General features: G+C 55.2%; 17 protein-coding genes and 1 riboswitch. Of the genes, 15 read left to right on the top strand and 2 right to left on the bottom strand.

Annotation, left to right across the window (positions count from 1 at the left end):
• Positions 1 to 157: 157 nt before the first annotated feature.
• A complete protein-coding gene (locus PHU01S_RS22755; protein WP_127510093.1) occupies positions 158 to 697 on the bottom strand; it encodes a transposase in 540 nt (179 codons plus the stop codon).
• A 198-nt stretch (positions 698 to 895) separates the two neighbouring features.
• Between PHU01S_RS22755 and PHU01S_RS22750 the strand changes: the two genes are divergently transcribed.
• From PHU01S_RS22750 to rsmI, 10 genes are all read left to right on the top strand, one after another.
• On the top strand, positions 896 to 1,087 hold the full coding sequence (locus PHU01S_RS22750) for a sigma factor G inhibitor Gin (RefSeq protein ID WP_021878479.1): 192 nt from the start codon (positions 896 to 898) through the stop codon (positions 1,085 to 1,087).
• 87 nt (positions 1,088 to 1,174) lie between these two features.
• Positions 1,175 to 2,692 carry an aminotransferase class I/II-fold pyridoxal phosphate-dependent enzyme gene (locus tag PHU01S_RS22745; RefSeq protein WP_246029314.1) on the top strand — a complete coding sequence of 506 codons (1,518 nt, stop codon included), beginning with the start codon at positions 1,175 to 1,177 and terminating at the stop codon, positions 2,690 to 2,692.
• Positions 2,693 to 2,881: 189 nt separating this feature from the next.
• Positions 2,882 to 3,511 (top strand): dTMP kinase, encoded by a 630-nt coding sequence (gene tmk / locus PHU01S_RS22740; RefSeq protein ID WP_083688727.1) that lies wholly within the window; start codon positions 2,882 to 2,884, stop codon positions 3,509 to 3,511.
• Between the two features lie 61 nt (positions 3,512 to 3,572).
• Positions 3,573 to 3,902 (top strand): cyclic di-AMP receptor DarA, encoded by a 330-nt coding sequence (gene darA / locus PHU01S_RS22735; protein ID WP_048745308.1) that lies wholly within the window; start codon positions 3,573 to 3,575, stop codon positions 3,900 to 3,902.
• Positions 3,903 to 3,932: 30 nt separating this feature from the next.
• Positions 3,933 to 4,376, top strand: a complete 444-nt coding sequence (locus tag PHU01S_RS22730) for a YaaR family protein (protein WP_127510091.1) — start codon at positions 3,933 to 3,935, stop codon at positions 4,374 to 4,376.
• An 18-nt stretch (positions 4,377 to 4,394) separates the two neighbouring features.
• Positions 4,395 to 5,375, top strand: a complete 981-nt coding sequence (gene holB / locus PHU01S_RS22725; RefSeq protein WP_127510089.1) for a DNA polymerase III subunit delta' — start codon at positions 4,395 to 4,397, stop codon at positions 5,373 to 5,375.
• A gap of 4 nt (positions 5,376 to 5,379) precedes the next feature.
• Positions 5,380 to 6,183, top strand: a complete 804-nt coding sequence (locus PHU01S_RS22720) for a PSP1 domain-containing protein (RefSeq protein ID WP_048744909.1) — start codon at positions 5,380 to 5,382, stop codon at positions 6,181 to 6,183.
• Positions 6,184 to 6,228: 45 nt separating this feature from the next.
• Positions 6,229 to 6,630 (top strand): initiation-control protein YabA, encoded by a 402-nt coding sequence (locus PHU01S_RS22715; RefSeq protein WP_076359914.1) that lies wholly within the window; start codon positions 6,229 to 6,231, stop codon positions 6,628 to 6,630.
• Positions 6,631 to 6,733: 103 nt separating this feature from the next.
• Positions 6,734 to 7,501: a tRNA1(Val) (adenine(37)-N6)-methyltransferase gene (locus PHU01S_RS22710; protein WP_127510087.1), complete on the top strand. Its 768-nt coding sequence runs from the start codon at positions 6,734 to 6,736 to the stop codon at positions 7,499 to 7,501.
• Positions 7,479 to 8,351, top strand: a complete 873-nt coding sequence (rsmI, locus tag PHU01S_RS22705) for a 16S rRNA (cytidine(1402)-2'-O)-methyltransferase (RefSeq protein ID WP_076359918.1) — start codon at positions 7,479 to 7,481, stop codon at positions 8,349 to 8,351. Before PHU01S_RS22710 ends, rsmI begins: the two co-directional genes overlap by 23 nt.
• A 204-nt stretch (positions 8,352 to 8,555) precedes the next feature.
• Here the strand turns inward: rsmI and PHU01S_RS22700 are convergent, their stop codons facing one another.
• Complete coding sequence (locus PHU01S_RS22700) at positions 8,556 to 8,810, bottom strand: AbrB/MazE/SpoVT family DNA-binding domain-containing protein (RefSeq protein WP_048746960.1); 255 nt, start codon at positions 8,808 to 8,810, stop codon at positions 8,556 to 8,558.
• Positions 8,811 to 9,071: 261 nt separating this feature from the next.
• Here PHU01S_RS22700 and PHU01S_RS22695 point away from each other — a divergent pair, with 261 nt between their 5' ends.
• The 5 genes from PHU01S_RS22695 (at position 9,072) to rsmA (ending at position 14,606) form a co-directional block, all read left to right on the top strand.
• Entirely contained in the window at positions 9,072 to 10,376 is a 1,305-nt protein-coding gene (locus tag PHU01S_RS22695; protein ID WP_076359920.1) for an HD domain-containing protein, read from the top strand.
• Between the two features lie 25 nt (positions 10,377 to 10,401).
• A complete protein-coding gene (locus PHU01S_RS22690; protein ID WP_127510085.1) occupies positions 10,402 to 11,175 on the top strand; it encodes a TatD family hydrolase in 774 nt (257 codons plus the stop codon).
• Between the two features lie 181 nt (positions 11,176 to 11,356).
• A riboswitch (cyclic di-AMP (ydaO/yuaA leader) is annotated at positions 11,357 to 11,580 on the top strand.
• A gap of 241 nt (positions 11,581 to 11,821) precedes the next feature.
• Positions 11,822 to 12,973, top strand: coding sequence for a resuscitation-promoting factor (locus tag PHU01S_RS22685; RefSeq protein WP_049868624.1), 1,152 nt, complete (start codon positions 11,822 to 11,824; stop codon positions 12,971 to 12,973).
• 216 nt (positions 12,974 to 13,189) lie between these two features.
• Positions 13,190 to 13,753 (top strand): ribonuclease M5, encoded by a 564-nt coding sequence (gene rnmV / locus PHU01S_RS22680; protein ID WP_127510083.1) that lies wholly within the window; start codon positions 13,190 to 13,192, stop codon positions 13,751 to 13,753.
• A complete protein-coding gene (gene rsmA / locus PHU01S_RS22675; RefSeq protein ID WP_127510081.1) occupies positions 13,734 to 14,606 on the top strand; it encodes a 16S rRNA (adenine(1518)-N(6)/adenine(1519)-N(6))-dimethyltransferase RsmA in 873 nt (290 codons plus the stop codon). The genes rnmV and rsmA overlap by 20 nt, the downstream gene beginning before the upstream one ends.
• Positions 14,607 to 14,659 lie beyond the last annotated feature (53 nt).

Genomic DNA, 14,659 nt, shown 5'->3' with positions numbered 1-14,659 from the left:
TCGCCAAGCACAGAGTGAAGCCTGATCCGCGAGCAATCGCCGATCAGGCTTTTTTTGATTTCAAATGGCATAAAGCGACACTAATCCCCCTTGAACGGGAGATTAGTGTTTGGCATGAGAATGTGCGGGTAATAAAAAGAGATTCTTTTTCCGACGCTTATCGGTGATAATACAAGTAATAGGGCTCTTCCAAGGGAAGCTTGACGACGCCATCCCTTCTTTCTTTCAGGAGGAAGAACACGGCTGTCAGGTGAGGCGCAAGCAGCCAGAAATGGACAAGCAGCAGGGAAGACAGGGTTTCCGGCTGCAGCCAGGGATAGAATAGCATGATGCAGCACAGTCCTGTCCAGAGCAGATGAATCTGCAGACGGGTGAAGGCGGCCAGCTCGACAGGGAGCTCGGGAAGATAGCCGACGAGGGGAAAAACAAACCTCCAGTTCCATTTTCGAGACCTGAACTCATGATGGCTGCGCAAGCCGATCAACCGGATCAGAGCGAAATGAAGAAGGGGTATGAACAGCATCCCTGCAGCCAAGCCGGCCATACTGCCGATCGGAGACAGGACAAGCAAGGCTGCCGCCAGAAGCAGCCCGACAGCCCAATGATAATGGACGAGCGCAGGTGAAAAATAAAGCTTGCGGACAAGCCGGTATTGATAAATCGTAGCTTCCTTTTGCTCGGACAAAGGCTGAAACATGGTGCTCCTCCTCATTAGGGACTCTTCTTTACTATCGGTCGAGCCGAGGACTCGGTTCAGTTTAATTGGGATAGGCACCGACAGACCCAGGCTGAATATGGTGTAGGAAGACGTTTATACGAATTTTACAGGTATGGATTAATAGATTTCAGGGCATCCTGATAATATCATTGTACTTGAAAGAAAGGCGGATGGACTATGCATGAGGGCGCTTTGTGTGAATGCATCGTATGCGGCCAATTCAAGCCCCAGGACCAGGGACTTCATATCGTATCGGAATTCATTTGCGGCAGTTGCGAGAATGAAATGGTTCAGACGGATGTAAAGGACGAGAAATACCCCTTTTATGTCCATCAGATGAAGCAAATATGGGTGCATAAGAATGTCTGAGCTTTCTTCCTGCGGGAAGAAAGCTTTTTTTTGCCCCTTTTTCTATTACAATGGAAGAAATGAATGCAAGCGAAAGGAAAGCTTTTAATGAATCAAACGACGACTCCGCTGCTCACGATGTTGAACTCCCATATAGCCGGCAATCCGGTCTCCTTCCATGTGCCAGGCCACAAAGGAGGAGAGCGCAACAAAGACGTTCTTGTTCATGTCGGGGCTCAAAGCTCCAGAAACGCGCAATGGCTGGACATGGTCATGGAAATAGATGTGACCGAGCTGGCAAGCACGGATGATCTCCATGATCCGAGCGGGGCGATCCTGGAGGCTCAGCTGCTCGCGGCAGAATGCTTCGGGGCTGAGGAAACCTCCTTCCTGGTCGGCGGAAGCACGTCTGGAAATATGGCTCTGATCATCGGCACCTGTCTTCCGGGTGATCTGGTCCTCGTCCAGCGCAATGTCCACAAATCGGTTCTGAACGGCCTTCAGTTAAGCGGGGCTAGAGCGGTATTCCTGACTCCAGAAATGGATAGGCAAACCGGAATCGGATTGGTTCCCTCCTTGCGGACGATTCAAGATGGGCTCGCCCTCTATCCGGAGGCCAAAGCGGTGTTGCTGACGAATCCGAACTATTACGGCTTGTCGGCCGACCTTCGCCCTTATGCGGACTATATTCATGAGGCCGGTGCGGTGCTGCTGGTGGATGAAGCCCACGGAGCCCATTACGGGCTGCACCCCTCTTTCCCCGGATCAGCTCTCCAGGCAGGAGCTGACGGAGTGGTCCAATCCACGCACAAGACCCTCTCTGCCCTTACGATGGGAGCGATGCTTCATATGCAAGGAGAGAGGCTGGATCGTTCAAGCGTCAAGCAGGCGCTGACGATGATTCAGAGCTCTTCGCCGTCGTTCCCGATCTTGGCCTCGCTGGACGCGGCCCGCGCCCAAGTCGGCAGCTATGGCGAGAAATGGTTTGAACCTGGATTGCAGACCGCGAAGCGAATCCGGGATTGGGCATCGGATCAACATGCGCGCCATCCCTTCCGGTTGCTGGAGCTGCTAGGGGAGGAGCATCGGCTGGATCCTCTCCGAATCGTCTTAGAGGACGCCAGCGGCTGTCTAAGCGGATTCAGGCTGCAGAAGGAGCTCGAGATGCGCGGCTGCTGGCCGGAGATGGCGGATGCCCGTTATATCGTTCTTGTCGTTGGAGCCAGGAGCGAGGAAAAAGATGCCGATGCGCTTCTTGCCGCTCTCGAGGAAATTGCCTCCGTCCATGGATTGGCCGATCCGGCCGACAGCAGGCGCGCGTTCTCTCCGCTGCTGCAACCGGAAACAAGCCGCGCGGAGGTTGTCTCGCTGCCGGTGCTGCTCAAGCGCAGCAAGAGGAACCCGGAGCGAGAAGAAAAGGTGATGGTCAAGGATTCGGCAGGGCGGCTTGCCGCAGAGAGGATCGTTCCGTACCCGCCGGGAATTCCGCTTGTTTACGAGGGTGAGCGGATAACGCCTGAAACGGCGGCTCATATGCAGAAGCTGCTGGAGGCGGGAGCCAGATTCCAAGGAATGAGCGAAGAGGACCGGGGCTGCATCGCAGTGCGTCTTCCTTCCTCGGAGTGAGCCGGTCTGTTTGGTGTTGGGGACGAAAGGGTGAATGCCTTGCTTTTCCCTTTTTCAGGTCCGGAAATGAGCGGCAGCATTCGATTCGCCCCGCTGTCATCGTACGCTGGAGAAAAGTCGGCTCTAAAAGCATTCCGATAGGTAAGCGGCGCCGGTCATGGTATGATAGGTAAAAACCGAGCAGGGAGCATGTTACAAGTGGAGCGAGGAAGGTTTATTACGATAGAAGGCGGGGAAGGCGCGGGCAAGACGACGCTGATCCAATCCCTTGCCGCCGGCTTGGAGAAGCAAGGATATGCAGTCCTGACGACGAGGGAGCCCGGAGGCATCCCTATTGCCGAGAAGATCCGGGAAGTCATTCTGGACCGGACGCACACCGGAATGGACAGCCGGACGGAAGCGCTCCTGTATGCAGCCGCTAGAAGGCAGCATCTGACAGAGAAGGTTATTCCGGCGCTGGAGGCGGGAAAGACCGTCATCTGCGACCGCTACATCGACAGCAGCCTCGCTTACCAGGGGTATGCGCGTGGCCTTGGAATGAGCGCCATTGAAGAGATCAACCGGTTCGCGATTGAAGGCTGGATGCCGGATATGACGCTGTTTCTGGATTTGCCGGTCGAGATCGGCCTGAGGCGGATCGCCGAGGCGGGAGACAGGGAAATCAACCGTCTCGATCTGGAACGCGAGTCCTTTCATGCCAGGGTGCGCGCCGGATATCTGAAGCTTTTGGAGCTGCACCCGCAGCGGATCGTCCGCATCGACGCGGAACGATCTCCGGAATCGGTATTAATCGACGCGATGGCCGCTTTATCGATGTGACAAGCAGGAATTCACGCCTGTTTTGTCCAATTTTATATCTAAACAAATAGGAGGAATGAGGATGAAGCTAGTCATTGCCGTTGTACAAGACAAGGACAGCAACCGTCTGTCGAACGCCCTTGTCCGCGAAGGATTCCGTGCCACCAAGCTGGCGAGCACCGGAGGATTCCTGAAGGCGGGCAACACCACGTTCATGATCGGGATCGAGGATGAGCGAGTGCATGAAGTGCTGCACTGCATCCGTTCCAACTGCAAGGTCCGCGACCAGCTCGTGACGCCGGTGTCGCCTATGGGCGGAACGACCGATTCGTATATCCCGTTCCCGGTCGAGGTTCAGGTTGGCGGCGCCGCCGTATTCGTCATGCCGGTGGAGCGTTTTGAACATTTCTAATCCAGATCTACCTGACAGGAGCGTGCGAAGATGAAGATCGATCCGGGCTGGCGTCCGCTGGGACAGGATCGCGCAAGGGACAGCGCGGCGGGCAAGCCGGTGCAGTCCAAATCATTCGCCGATGCGATGCGCTATCAGGACCAGAGCCGAAGCCGTGAAGAGCTGGAGCAGAAGCTGCAGGATATCCAGCAGCAGGGAGAGCGGCTCTCACGCTCGATGACGATGCGCGAGCTGAAAGCCTACAAGGCGATGGTCAAGCAGTTCCTGGAGATGACCGTCCGGCGCGGCGTCGGAATCAAGGATGTGCGCAGCATGGACCGGCGCGGCCGGATCAAGCGGCATAAGCTGCTGGACGAGATTGACGAGAGCCTGCTCGCGATGGCCGATGAGCTTCTGCTCAGCGAGCAGGGGCGCATGGAGCTGCTGCAGCGGGTCGGAGACATCCGCGGCCTGCTGGTCAACCTGTTATTTTAGAGCGGAGAAAGGACAGCTATGAGACTTGCGGAAATCACCGGCCAGGAAAAGGCCAAGCAAATATTGCGGCATGCCCTACAGAGCGGCAAGGTATCGCATGCCTATCTGTTCCACGGGCCGGGAGGCACGGGCAGGCTGCAGACGGCTCTGGCCTTCGCCCAGGCTCTGTTCTGCACGGCCGGCGGAGACGACGCCTGCGGAGAATGCCTGGAATGCCGCAAGTTCGAGCATGGCAACCAGCCTGATCTGCACCGGATCTCGCCGGATGGCAATTCCATCAAGCTTGGACAAATTGACGACTTGCAGCGGGAGATGTCCTACCGGACGGCGGATCCCTCCCGGCGCAAGGTGTATATCATGGAGAAAGCGGAATCGATGACTCCGCCCGCCTCCAACAGCCTGCTGAAATTCCTGGAAGAGCCTGTTTCGCCGACAGTGGCGATTCTGCTCGCGACGCATGCCGGGGCCGTGCTGCCCACTATTGCTTCCCGTACGCAGCCGGTCCCTTTTTTGCCCTATTCGCCCAAGGAGATGCTGGAGCAGCTCGTGCAGGAAGGATTTCCTCCCCCGCATGTCCGCGCAGCCGTCCATTTGGCTTCCGGCCTGGACGGATGCCGTGCTGTAATAGAACAGATTGGGTTTGCAGAAATCCGAAATGTAGTGATACAATTAGGCAAGGAGAGCACTTCCCGATTCACTGCGGGCATGGTGACCGTCCAGCAGAGGCTGATCAAGGCCGATCTGGGTTCGAGCTCGCAGCTGCTACTGTCTTTATTGGTGTTATGGTTCAGAGACATGATTCATTATCAGGCTGGAAGGTCTGAACAGATGGTTTTCATAGATCAGTTGGATTGGATTAGTCAGCATGCGTACACGAAGCCGGCCGCTTACTGGGTTTCGTGCATGGAGCATGCAATGGAGGCGGCGGGGAAGATCAAGGCCAATGTGGCTCCCCAGCTCGCCATAGAGCAATTACTGGTACGTCTACAGGAGGGTTAAATCCTTGTATAATGTCGTCGGTGTCCGCTTCAAAAAAGCGGGCAAGATCTATTACTTTGATCCCGTCGAGCATCCCGTAGGCACGGACCATCACGTTATTGTGGAAACCGCCAGGGGTGTGGAATACGGCAAAGTCGTAGTCGGACAGAAGCAGGTAGACGAATCGGATGTAGTTCTCCCTCTCAAAAAAGTCATTCGCATCGCCAGCGACCAGGACGCCAAGGTCGTCGAGGAGAATCGAGGCGCCGCGCAGAACGCGTTCTCGGTCTGCCTGGATAAGATCCGCGCGCACGGGCTCAAGATGAAGCTGGTGGATGTCGAATTCACGTTTGACCGCAATAAAATCATATTCTATTTCACGGCAGAAGGCCGGATCGACTTCCGTGAGCTCGTCAAGGACTTGGCCAGCGTATTCCGTACCCGGATCGAGCTTAGACAGATCGGCGTGCGAGACGAAGCCAAGATGCTCGGAGGCATCGGCCCTTGCGGACGCGTCCTGTGCTGCTCTTCCTGGTTGGGCGATTTCGATCCCGTATCCATCAAGATGGCCAAGGATCAAAGCTTGTCGCTGAACCCGACGAAAATATCGGGATTGTGCGGAAGGCTCATGTGCTGCCTGAAATTTGAGCATGATAACTACGAAAGCGTGCGGGAGGAAATGCCCGCCATCGGCAAGACCGTCGTCACCTCCTTCGGAGAAGGACGGGTTACCGGCATCAACGCGGCTTCCAAGAGCGTCTACGTCCAGCTGTTCGAGATCAGCGGAAGACCAAAAGAAATGCCGATCGACGATGTAGTTGTAAAATGAATATGAACCTGAACGTCATGCATGAAAGCTCTGGGGTGTGAGTTCTTGGAGAATAAAGATCTTTTCCTTCATATGGATGAGCTTGAAACTAGAATGGGCGGCTTTCACAAGGAATTGGGCGAGCTCAAACAAATCGTCAAGCAGCTGGTGGAGGCGAACAAACAGCTCTCGATCGAGAACAGGCAGCTGCGCAAGGTGTTGAGGAAGGAAACCAATCCTCACACGGAGAAGGCGATGCAGCCGGTGCATTCCGGTTCATCGGCTCCTGCGCGGCAGCCGGCTTCCGATTCGGGGGCTTTGACCGAGGAACTTCCGCAGGCGGTTGGAGAAGGACACGATAATCTGGCAAGGCTTTATTATGAAGGCTTCCATATTTGCAACGTGTACTATGGTCATCTCCGTACCGAAGGAGACTGCCTGTTCTGCCTGTCGTTCCTGAATAAATAATGCAGACCAAGGGACCCGTGAGCGGGTCCTCTTTGTCGTCGTAGAGGTTTTTGGGCTCCTCCCTTTGGGAGAGGCCGGAAAGGGGAAGGGAAGCATTTTGGATATGGAATTGCAGCCAAGCGAAAGGCTGGACGATCTGCTTACACATGAGCTTCGCATCATCCAGAGCCGGGAAGTGTTCAGCTTCTCCATGGATGCGGTGCTTCTCGCGCATTTTGCCGGAGTTCCGCCCTCGGGACGAATCGTCGATCTATGCACCGGCAACGGGGTCATCCCGCTGCTGCTGACGACGAGGACCCGCGCTTCGATCGATGCTGTGGAAATTCAGCCTCGCCTCGCCGATATGGCTCGCCGGAGCGTGGAAATCAACGGAATGGGAACGCGGATTCGAATCGTTGAAGGAGATCTGCGCGAGAAATCAAGAGAGCTCGGCTGGGGAAGCTACGATGCGGTGACCGTCAATCCCCCTTATATGCCTCCTTTGACGGGAGACCGGAACGGCAATGAGCATTATGCGGTCGCGCGTCATGAAGTGCATGGAACTTTGGAGGAAATTGTCGAGAATTGCGCAAGGCTCGTCCGTACCGGCGGCAAAGTATCGATGGTGCACCGGCCAGGGCGTCTCGTGGAAATCCTGGCGTCGATGACCCGCTGGAAGCTGGAGCCGAAGCGGCTTCGATTCGTACATCCCCATGTCGGCTCCGAAGCGAATATGGTGCTGATTGAAGCCGTTCGTGATGCCAAGCCTTCGCTGAGGCTGCTGTCCCCGCTGATCGTGTACGCGGACAAGGAGCGATACAGTCAGGAAATCATGGAAATTTACTATGGATCTAAAGGAGGCTCTGCGGATGAACAGGCAAAAGAGCTTTGAGGAGCATAGCTGCGGCACGCTATATCTGGTCGCAACGCCGATCGGCAACCTGGAGGATATCACGATGCGGGCCATCCGCATCCTGAAGGAAGTCTCCCTGATTGCTGCGGAGGATACGAGGCAGACCCGCAAGCTGCTCAGCCGCTTCGAGATCGACGGACGCCTCGTCAGCTATCATGAGCATAACAAAGCAGCCAGCGGCCCTGAGCTTATCCGGCTTCTGGAGGAAGGAAGCAGCATCGCGCTCGTGAGCGACGCCGGGATGCCCGCCATATCCGATCCCGGAGCCGATCTGGTGAAGGATGCCGTGGAACGGGGCATTCCCGTCGTACCCGTGCCGGGAGCCAATGCTGCGCTTGCCGCGCTCATCATCTCGGGGCTGCCCACCGAACGCTTTATGTTTGCCGGCTTTCCTCCCCGGGACAAGAAATCGCTGGAAAACTGGCTGCTCGGGTTGAAGCGGCTGGACAGCACGCTGCTGTTCTATGAATCGCCCCACCGGGTGGCGAAAACGCTGCCGGCAATTCGGGCCGTGCTCGGCGACAGAAGGATGGCGATGATTCGCGAGCTGACCAAAAAGCATGAAGAAGCCGTTCGGGGAACCGTCTCGGAATGCGAACAATGGTTGGAGGAGAACGAGCCGCTCGGGGAATACTGTCTTGTTGTCGAGGGAGCGGATGAAGATCAAGCGGCGGAGCAAGGCCCGCCTTGGTGGGAAGGACTCAGCCTGGAAGAGCATGCATCCAAGTACGAAGAGCAAGGGGAGCCGAGAAAGGAAGCCATTCGGAAAACCGCCGCGGACCGTGGGCTTCAGAAACGGGATGTGTACAACGAGCTCATGCGCAAATAAGCCGGCTTGTCGGCCAGCCTCGTGACAGTGAATCGCAAAAAGCGAACTTTAGATGAAGCGGAAGGCTGAGGAAGCACAGAGGCCGGCCCGGAATAAAAAAGGACCTTCCCGGGCTGTCGCCAGCTCAGGAAGGCAAGGTAGGAGTATAAAAAGGTTAGAAATACCTTGGTTAAAGTTGCTAAAGTTAAGTATAACTGATTATGCTTATTTTGTCACAGGGGTAGGCATTTCGGAAAGACAGGAATTGCAGACGATTTTGCCTTTGAAGTAGGCGACGTTCTCTGCGTTGCCGCAGAAGATGCATGCCGGCTCGTATTTCTTGAGCATGATGCGTTCTCCGTCTACATAAATTTCCAGAGCGTCTTTCTCGCCGATTCCAAGCGTACGGCGCAGCTCGATTGGAATAACAACGCGGCCAAGCTCGTCAACTTTCCGAACAATACCGGTGGATTTCATCATAATGGGCGACCAGCCTCTCTTGATTTATTTCGTCAACGTTCGACATAAAACTACTTTTTATGATTTTAATAATACCAACCATTCCCAAATCAGTCAACCATCAAAAAGTCTGGTTTTAGCACATAAATTCAAGGTTTTAGAACAGGAAAGGGATTAAATCTCTAGTTATCTTACTACAAGACTAGAAAAATTGGAAATCTTATTACGACACTATTCGACAAACAACATGTTTATTTTGTCGAAAGTTTGAACGAAAGGTGGATGACGATGACAAAGCTGGAAGAGGAAAAGGTGTTCAAGGATCCGGTCCACAAGTATATTTACGTTCAGGATCAGCTGATTTGGGACCTGATCGATACGCCGGAATTTCAGAGGCTGAGAAGAATCCGCCAGCTTGGCACCACATTCCTCACCTTCCATGGCGCGGAGCACAGCCGGTTCAGCCATTCGCTCGGCGTCTATGAGCTGACACGGCGCATCATCTCGCAGTTCGAACGCAGCGAATACCCCGACTGGCCCAGGGAAGAGAAGCTTCTTAGCCTATGCGCGGCTTTGCTTCATGATCTCGGGCATGGGCCGTTCTCCCATTCCATTGAAGAAATCATGGAATTCGACCATGAGGAATGGAGCTGCTCTATTATAGAAGGAGATACGGAAGTGAACCGGCTCCTGCGTTCCGTCGAGCCCGGATTTCCGGGCAAAGTAGCCTCCGTAATCCGGAAAACCTACGAGAAGCCGATCGTCATTAATTTGGTGTCGAGCCAAATGGATGCGGACCGCATGGATTACCTGCTGCGGGATGCCTACTTTACCGGGGTCAATTACGGTACGTTCGATCTGGACCGGATTCTTCGCGTGCTTCGCCCCCACCAAGGCAGGATTGTCGTCAAGGACAGCGGCATGCATGCGGTCGAGGATTATCTGATGAGCCGATATCAGATGTATTGGCAGGTGTATTTCCATCCGGTTACTCGCAGCTCGGAGATTGTTCTGAGGAAAATTCTTCTGAGGGCCCAGGAATTATGCCGTTCGGGCTATGCCTTCTCCTGGATTCCCGAGCCGATCAAGCGGCTGTTCAGCCAGGACCTGGATGTGGCTTCTTATTTGAAGCTGGACGAATCGCTTGTCCAAACGGCTTTTGCCGCTTGGACCGAAGAGGAGGATAAGCTGCTGGCATCCTTATGCACCCGATTCCTTAATCGCAAATTGTACAAGTATATAACCTTCGACCGCGAACATGAATCAGACGCCCAGCTGTTCTGCGAACGGCTGGCCGCCGCTGGAATGAACCGCGATTACGAGCTGGAAATTGATTTTCCTTACGATCTTCCCTATCATGTGTATCGTTCGGGAATGGACAAGCAGGAGGAAGGAAACCGGGGCAAGCCTCCGATCCTGCTTCTTGACAGCTCCATGCAGCTGACGGAAATATCGGCGCAATCCGATGTCGTGAGGTCGATAACGGGCATGCACCGCGGCCAATACCGGCTCTTCTACGATGCCGAAGCGGCTTCGCTGCTCAGCTATCGCATGGAGCCGGAAATTCGGGAAAGACTTGGCCTGTAGGCCGCAATTCGAAAGGAGTCGAAACATGGCAGGATTGATTGACACGCACACGCATCTGGACGCCCCCAAATTCGACAATGACCGCGAGGAAGTGATCCAGCGCGCCCGCGACGCGGGGGTAGAGCTGATGTTCAATGTCGGATTCAACCGCGAGACGATTCCGACGACGCTGGAACTTGCCGAAAAATATCCGTTCATCTACGCCATTGTCGGGTGGCACCCGACGGACAGCGCCGATGTGAGGGAAGGGGACCTCGAACGGGTGGAGGCGCTGATGGCGCATCCGAAGGTCGTCGCTATCGGGGAAATCGGATTGGACTATTATTGGGACACCGCTCCAAAGGATGTCCAGCAGCAGGTATTCCGCGAACAGATCCGCATCGCGAAGCGTACGGGCAAGCCGATCGTCATTCATAATCGCGATGCCCATGAGGATGTCGTCCGCATCCTTCGGGAAGAGAAGGCGGCTGAGGTCGGAGGCATCATGCACTGCTTCTCCGGCAGTTGGGAAACCGCCAAGCAATGTCTGGACATGAACTTCTATATTTCGTTCGGCGGGCCGGTGACCTTCAAGAATGCCAGGGTGCCGAAAGAGGTTCTTGCGCAGGTTCCCCTGGACCGTCTGCTGATCGAAACGGACTCCCCCTATCTGGCTCCTCATCCTCATCGAGGGAAGCGGAATGAGTCCGCATTCGTGGCATTGGTTGCCGAGACAGCGGCGGAAATAAAAGGTAAAAATGTGAATGAGCTCGTTTCCATCACATCCGCAAATGCAAGAAAATGTTTCCAGCTTTCTTAAAATCGGGCGAAAAAGCTTGTAAAAAGGTGCTTGGCTGAGAAAAATTATATTTCTGCTCTGTCAAACCGCCCAAAACGGCCGGATTTTCCTCTAATTTGGCTGAAAGAGTCTTTTATCTCTTCTTTACAATCGGTTGACCGAAACTGTATGATTCAACTCAGAGCTTTGAGTGATGCAGTTTTTTAATCATTCGCTTAATCTCCCCACAAGGGAGAGCGGGGGAACCAAGCAGCGATTCCATGCAGTCCCGGATGACATGATTTTCCGGAGCGGACTGGATGGACGAACTGACCTTTTCCAGGGGTGAATTTCGCCAAAAGGCCTTGAGCAGGCCGAGTAGGCGAATAGGGCAGCTCTCTTGTCCGAACCCGTCAGCTAACCTCGTAAGCGCATATAAGAGAGATCAACCTCGTGCTCCACTTTCCATGTGTTCAGCGTGACCAACCCGGGAAGCCACGATACAGATCCTCTGTCGACGGCTTCTTTTTGTTTGAATATTGCGTAAACCGTCGACATAGGGTTAACCGTGGAGGTGAAGCAAGAGGTTGATAGGCGTGCTGCTCGGCACGTACAAAACCTAATAGTCGCGTCTTAAATAGTCATGCGTAACACGAGGCGGCGGGGCTATGTAAGGAGGACCGAAGAAGTGGGCGCAATTCCCTTAAAGGACACCCATGTACAACGATCATCCAGCAAGTCTTTCCAATGGCGATGGAAGCATGAAAACCTGCGTTTGATCCTACTGAGCTTAATTATCTCAATCGCGATGACTTTCATGTTTTTGGTGTTGTTGCACGGAACGTCTGAGAAGAACGTCTCCGTAGTGTTGAACGGACAGGAAACGATCCTGAGCACGAAGCAGGATGTCCTGCAGCACCTACTGGATGAACAAGCTATAACTGTCGGACCGCACGACCAGATTTCAGTTCCGCTGAGCGCGGCGCTCAAGGATGGGGACCGGATCATTGTCGATCAGGCTGTGCCGGTGACGATTATGGCTGACGGAAAGACTACGACGGTGTACACGACCGAAAAAACCGTGAAGGCCGCGATCGGAGAGTCCAATATTCCGATTCGCGAACAAGACAAAATTCTCCCTGACACCTCCTCGCAGCTGAAACCGAACATGACGATTCGGGTGCTGCGAATCGACAAGCATACGACCACGACAAAGCACGACATTCCTTTCACCGTCATCCGCAAAGAGGATGCTACCTTGGAAAAGGGGCAGCTAAAAATGGTGAAGGCCGGCCAGAACGGCCAATTGGTCAAAACCTTCGAAAAGGTATACCAGGATGGCAAGATGGTATCCATGACGCTGCTCGCCAAATCGATGGAACAGCCCGCCGTCAACAAGATCGTTGCGGTCGGCACCAAGGAAAAGCCGAAGCCTAAAGCTGTCGCTCTCAGCGCAGCGTCTTCGGCATCGCAATCCGTCACCAAATCAGGCCTCTCGCTCAAAGCCAAGAAAGTGCTGAACAACGTCACCCTGACGGCTTATACCGCCGGTTTTGCCTCGACAGGCAAATCCAAAGGCGATGCCGGCTACGGCATCACCGCTTCCGGAGCAAAAGTATCGGAAGGCCGCACCATTGCAGTCGACCCGGATGTCATCCCGATGGGATGGTGGGTATATATAGAAGGAATAGGCTTCCGTCGTGCAGAAGATACGGGGAGCGCGATCAACGGCAAGAAGATCGACGTGTTCTACGAGAGTGAATCTTACGTGAAGCAGTTCGGCAAGAAGCGCGGATACACCGTATACGTGCTGGGACCAACCAAGCCGAAGCTGAGCTGATTCAAGCGATACGGGTCCGCCTTTACGAGGCGGTCCCGTTTTGGACGTTTACCGGCTATGAGGAGATTAGAGAGGGCTTTTTTGGCTCATGCTAGGACGACTGCCGTCCTTTTCCGGCCGCAGTCCGGATCTCGGCTGGCCGGCATTCAAGAGGCCCGAGCCTCTTTTTCTTTTTATACCCCCTCAAACGCGTATTGAATTAAAGGAGACAAGGCCTTGATCAAAGAAATTATCGTCGTGGAGGGCAAGGACGACACGGCAGCGATTCGGCGCGCCGTGGAAGCCGACACGATCGAAACGAACGGCTCGGCGATCGGCGAGGAAGTGCTGCGCCGGATCGAGCTCGCCATGCAGCGTCGGGGAGTCATCATCTTCACCGACCCCGACCACGCAGGAGAGAGAATACGCAAAATCGTCTCGCAGCGGGTGCCCGGCTGCAAGCATGCCTTTCTGCCGCAGGAGGACGCCTTGCGCAAAGGCGACATCGGCGTGGAGAACGCTTCTCCCGAAGCGGTCAGAAGAGCGTTGGCGTCCGTTCGGACGGAGGGAGATCCGGAGAAGGCGGAAATCTCGAACAGCGATCTGCTGGAAGCCGGTCTGCTGGTGCATGGAGATGCGGCCCGGCGTCGACTGCTCATGGGCAACCGGCTGGGCATCGGCTATTGCAACGGCAAGCAGTTCCTGAAGCGCTGCGCCAGCTTTCAGATCACGAAGGAAGAATTCGGACAAGCCTTGCGGCAGATGGAGGAGGAGATCGCCCGTGGACGTAGCGACACCTAGAAGAACGAAGGAAATCATCGAGAGGCATGGTTTCTCCTTCAAGAAGAGCCTGGGGCAGAACTTCCTGATCGACCCCAATATTCTGAACAAGATCGTAGCCGCGGCCGGACTGGACGCAACCAAAGGGGCGCTGGAGATCGGTCCCGGCATCGGCGCCTTGACCCAGCAGCTCGCCAGGGAAGCGGGCAAGGTGGCAGCGGTCGAGATCGACCGGCGGCTCATCCCGATTCTTCAGGAGGTGCTGGAAGCCGACGAGAATGTGCGTATCGTTCACGGCGACGTGCTGGAGATCGACCTGCAGGCGCTGTTCAAGGAGCAGTTCGGCGAGGTGAGCGGCGTCAGCGTCGTGGCCAATCTGCCTTATTACGTGACGACTCCGATCCTGATGAAGCTTCTGGAGGAGCGGCTGCCGCTGGAGAACATCGTCGTCATGATCCAGAAGGAAGTCGCCGAGCGGATGGCGGCCAATCCTGGCACGAAGGCCTATGGCAGCCTCAGCGTGGCCGTCCAGTATTACGCGGTGCCGGAGCTTGTCTGCATCGTGCCTCATACGGTGTTCATTCCGCAGCCGAACGTCGACTCGGCCGTCATCAAGCTGGCGATGCGGGACAAGCCTGCCGTCGACGTGGCGGACGAGGATTTCTTCTTCCGCACGGTTCAGGCCAGCTTCGCGCAGCGCCGCAAGACGATCCACAACAATCTGTCCTCCTGGCTCGGCAAGGACAAGCGGGAGGAGCTTACCCGCATCCTCGAATCGACGGGTATCGATCCCGTGCGGCGGGGCGAGACGCTGTCGCTGCAGGAATACGCCTCTCTGACGGCGGCGCTTGAAACACATGGCCTCAAGGGCTGACAACCCGGCAGCGCTGCTTCGTCAAAGCGAAGCTCTTCATGAGGATCCGGTCG

The organism is Paenibacillus humicus NBRC 102415, assembly GCF_004000905.1.
Lineage (GTDB): Bacteria > Bacillota > Bacilli > Paenibacillales > Paenibacillaceae > Paenibacillus_O > Paenibacillus_O humicus.
This window is presented reverse-complemented; position numbering and strand designations above follow the sequence as displayed.

Coding starts and splice junctions, on each gene's coding strand:
- PHU01S_RS22745 (WP_246029314.1), top strand. CDS start 1,175: ATGAATCAAACGACGACTCCGCTGCTCACGATGTTGAACTCCCATATA.
- PHU01S_RS22695 (WP_076359920.1), top strand. CDS start 9,072: ATGACGATGACAAAGCTGGAAGAGGAAAAGGTGTTCAAGGATCCGGTC.
- PHU01S_RS22690 (WP_127510085.1), top strand. CDS start 10,402: ATGGCAGGATTGATTGACACGCACACGCATCTGGACGCCCCCAAATTC.
- PHU01S_RS22700 (WP_048746960.1), bottom strand. CDS start 8,810: ATGATGAAATCCACCGGTATTGTTCGGAAAGTTGACGAGCTTGGCCGC.
- holB (WP_127510089.1), top strand. CDS start 4,395: ATGAGACTTGCGGAAATCACCGGCCAGGAAAAGGCCAAGCAAATATTG.
- tmk (WP_083688727.1), top strand. CDS start 2,882: ATGTTACAAGTGGAGCGAGGAAGGTTTATTACGATAGAAGGCGGGGAA.
- rsmI (WP_076359918.1), top strand. CDS start 7,479: ATGAACAGGCAAAAGAGCTTTGAGGAGCATAGCTGCGGCACGCTATAT.
- PHU01S_RS22730 (WP_127510091.1), top strand. CDS start 3,933: ATGAAGATCGATCCGGGCTGGCGTCCGCTGGGACAGGATCGCGCAAGG.
- PHU01S_RS22750 (WP_021878479.1), top strand. CDS start 896: ATGCATGAGGGCGCTTTGTGTGAATGCATCGTATGCGGCCAATTCAAG.
- PHU01S_RS22710 (WP_127510087.1), top strand. CDS start 6,734: ATGGAATTGCAGCCAAGCGAAAGGCTGGACGATCTGCTTACACATGAG.
- darA (WP_048745308.1), top strand. CDS start 3,573: ATGAAGCTAGTCATTGCCGTTGTACAAGACAAGGACAGCAACCGTCTG.
- PHU01S_RS22755 (WP_127510093.1), bottom strand. CDS start 697: ATGTTTCAGCCTTTGTCCGAGCAAAAGGAAGCTACGATTTATCAATAC.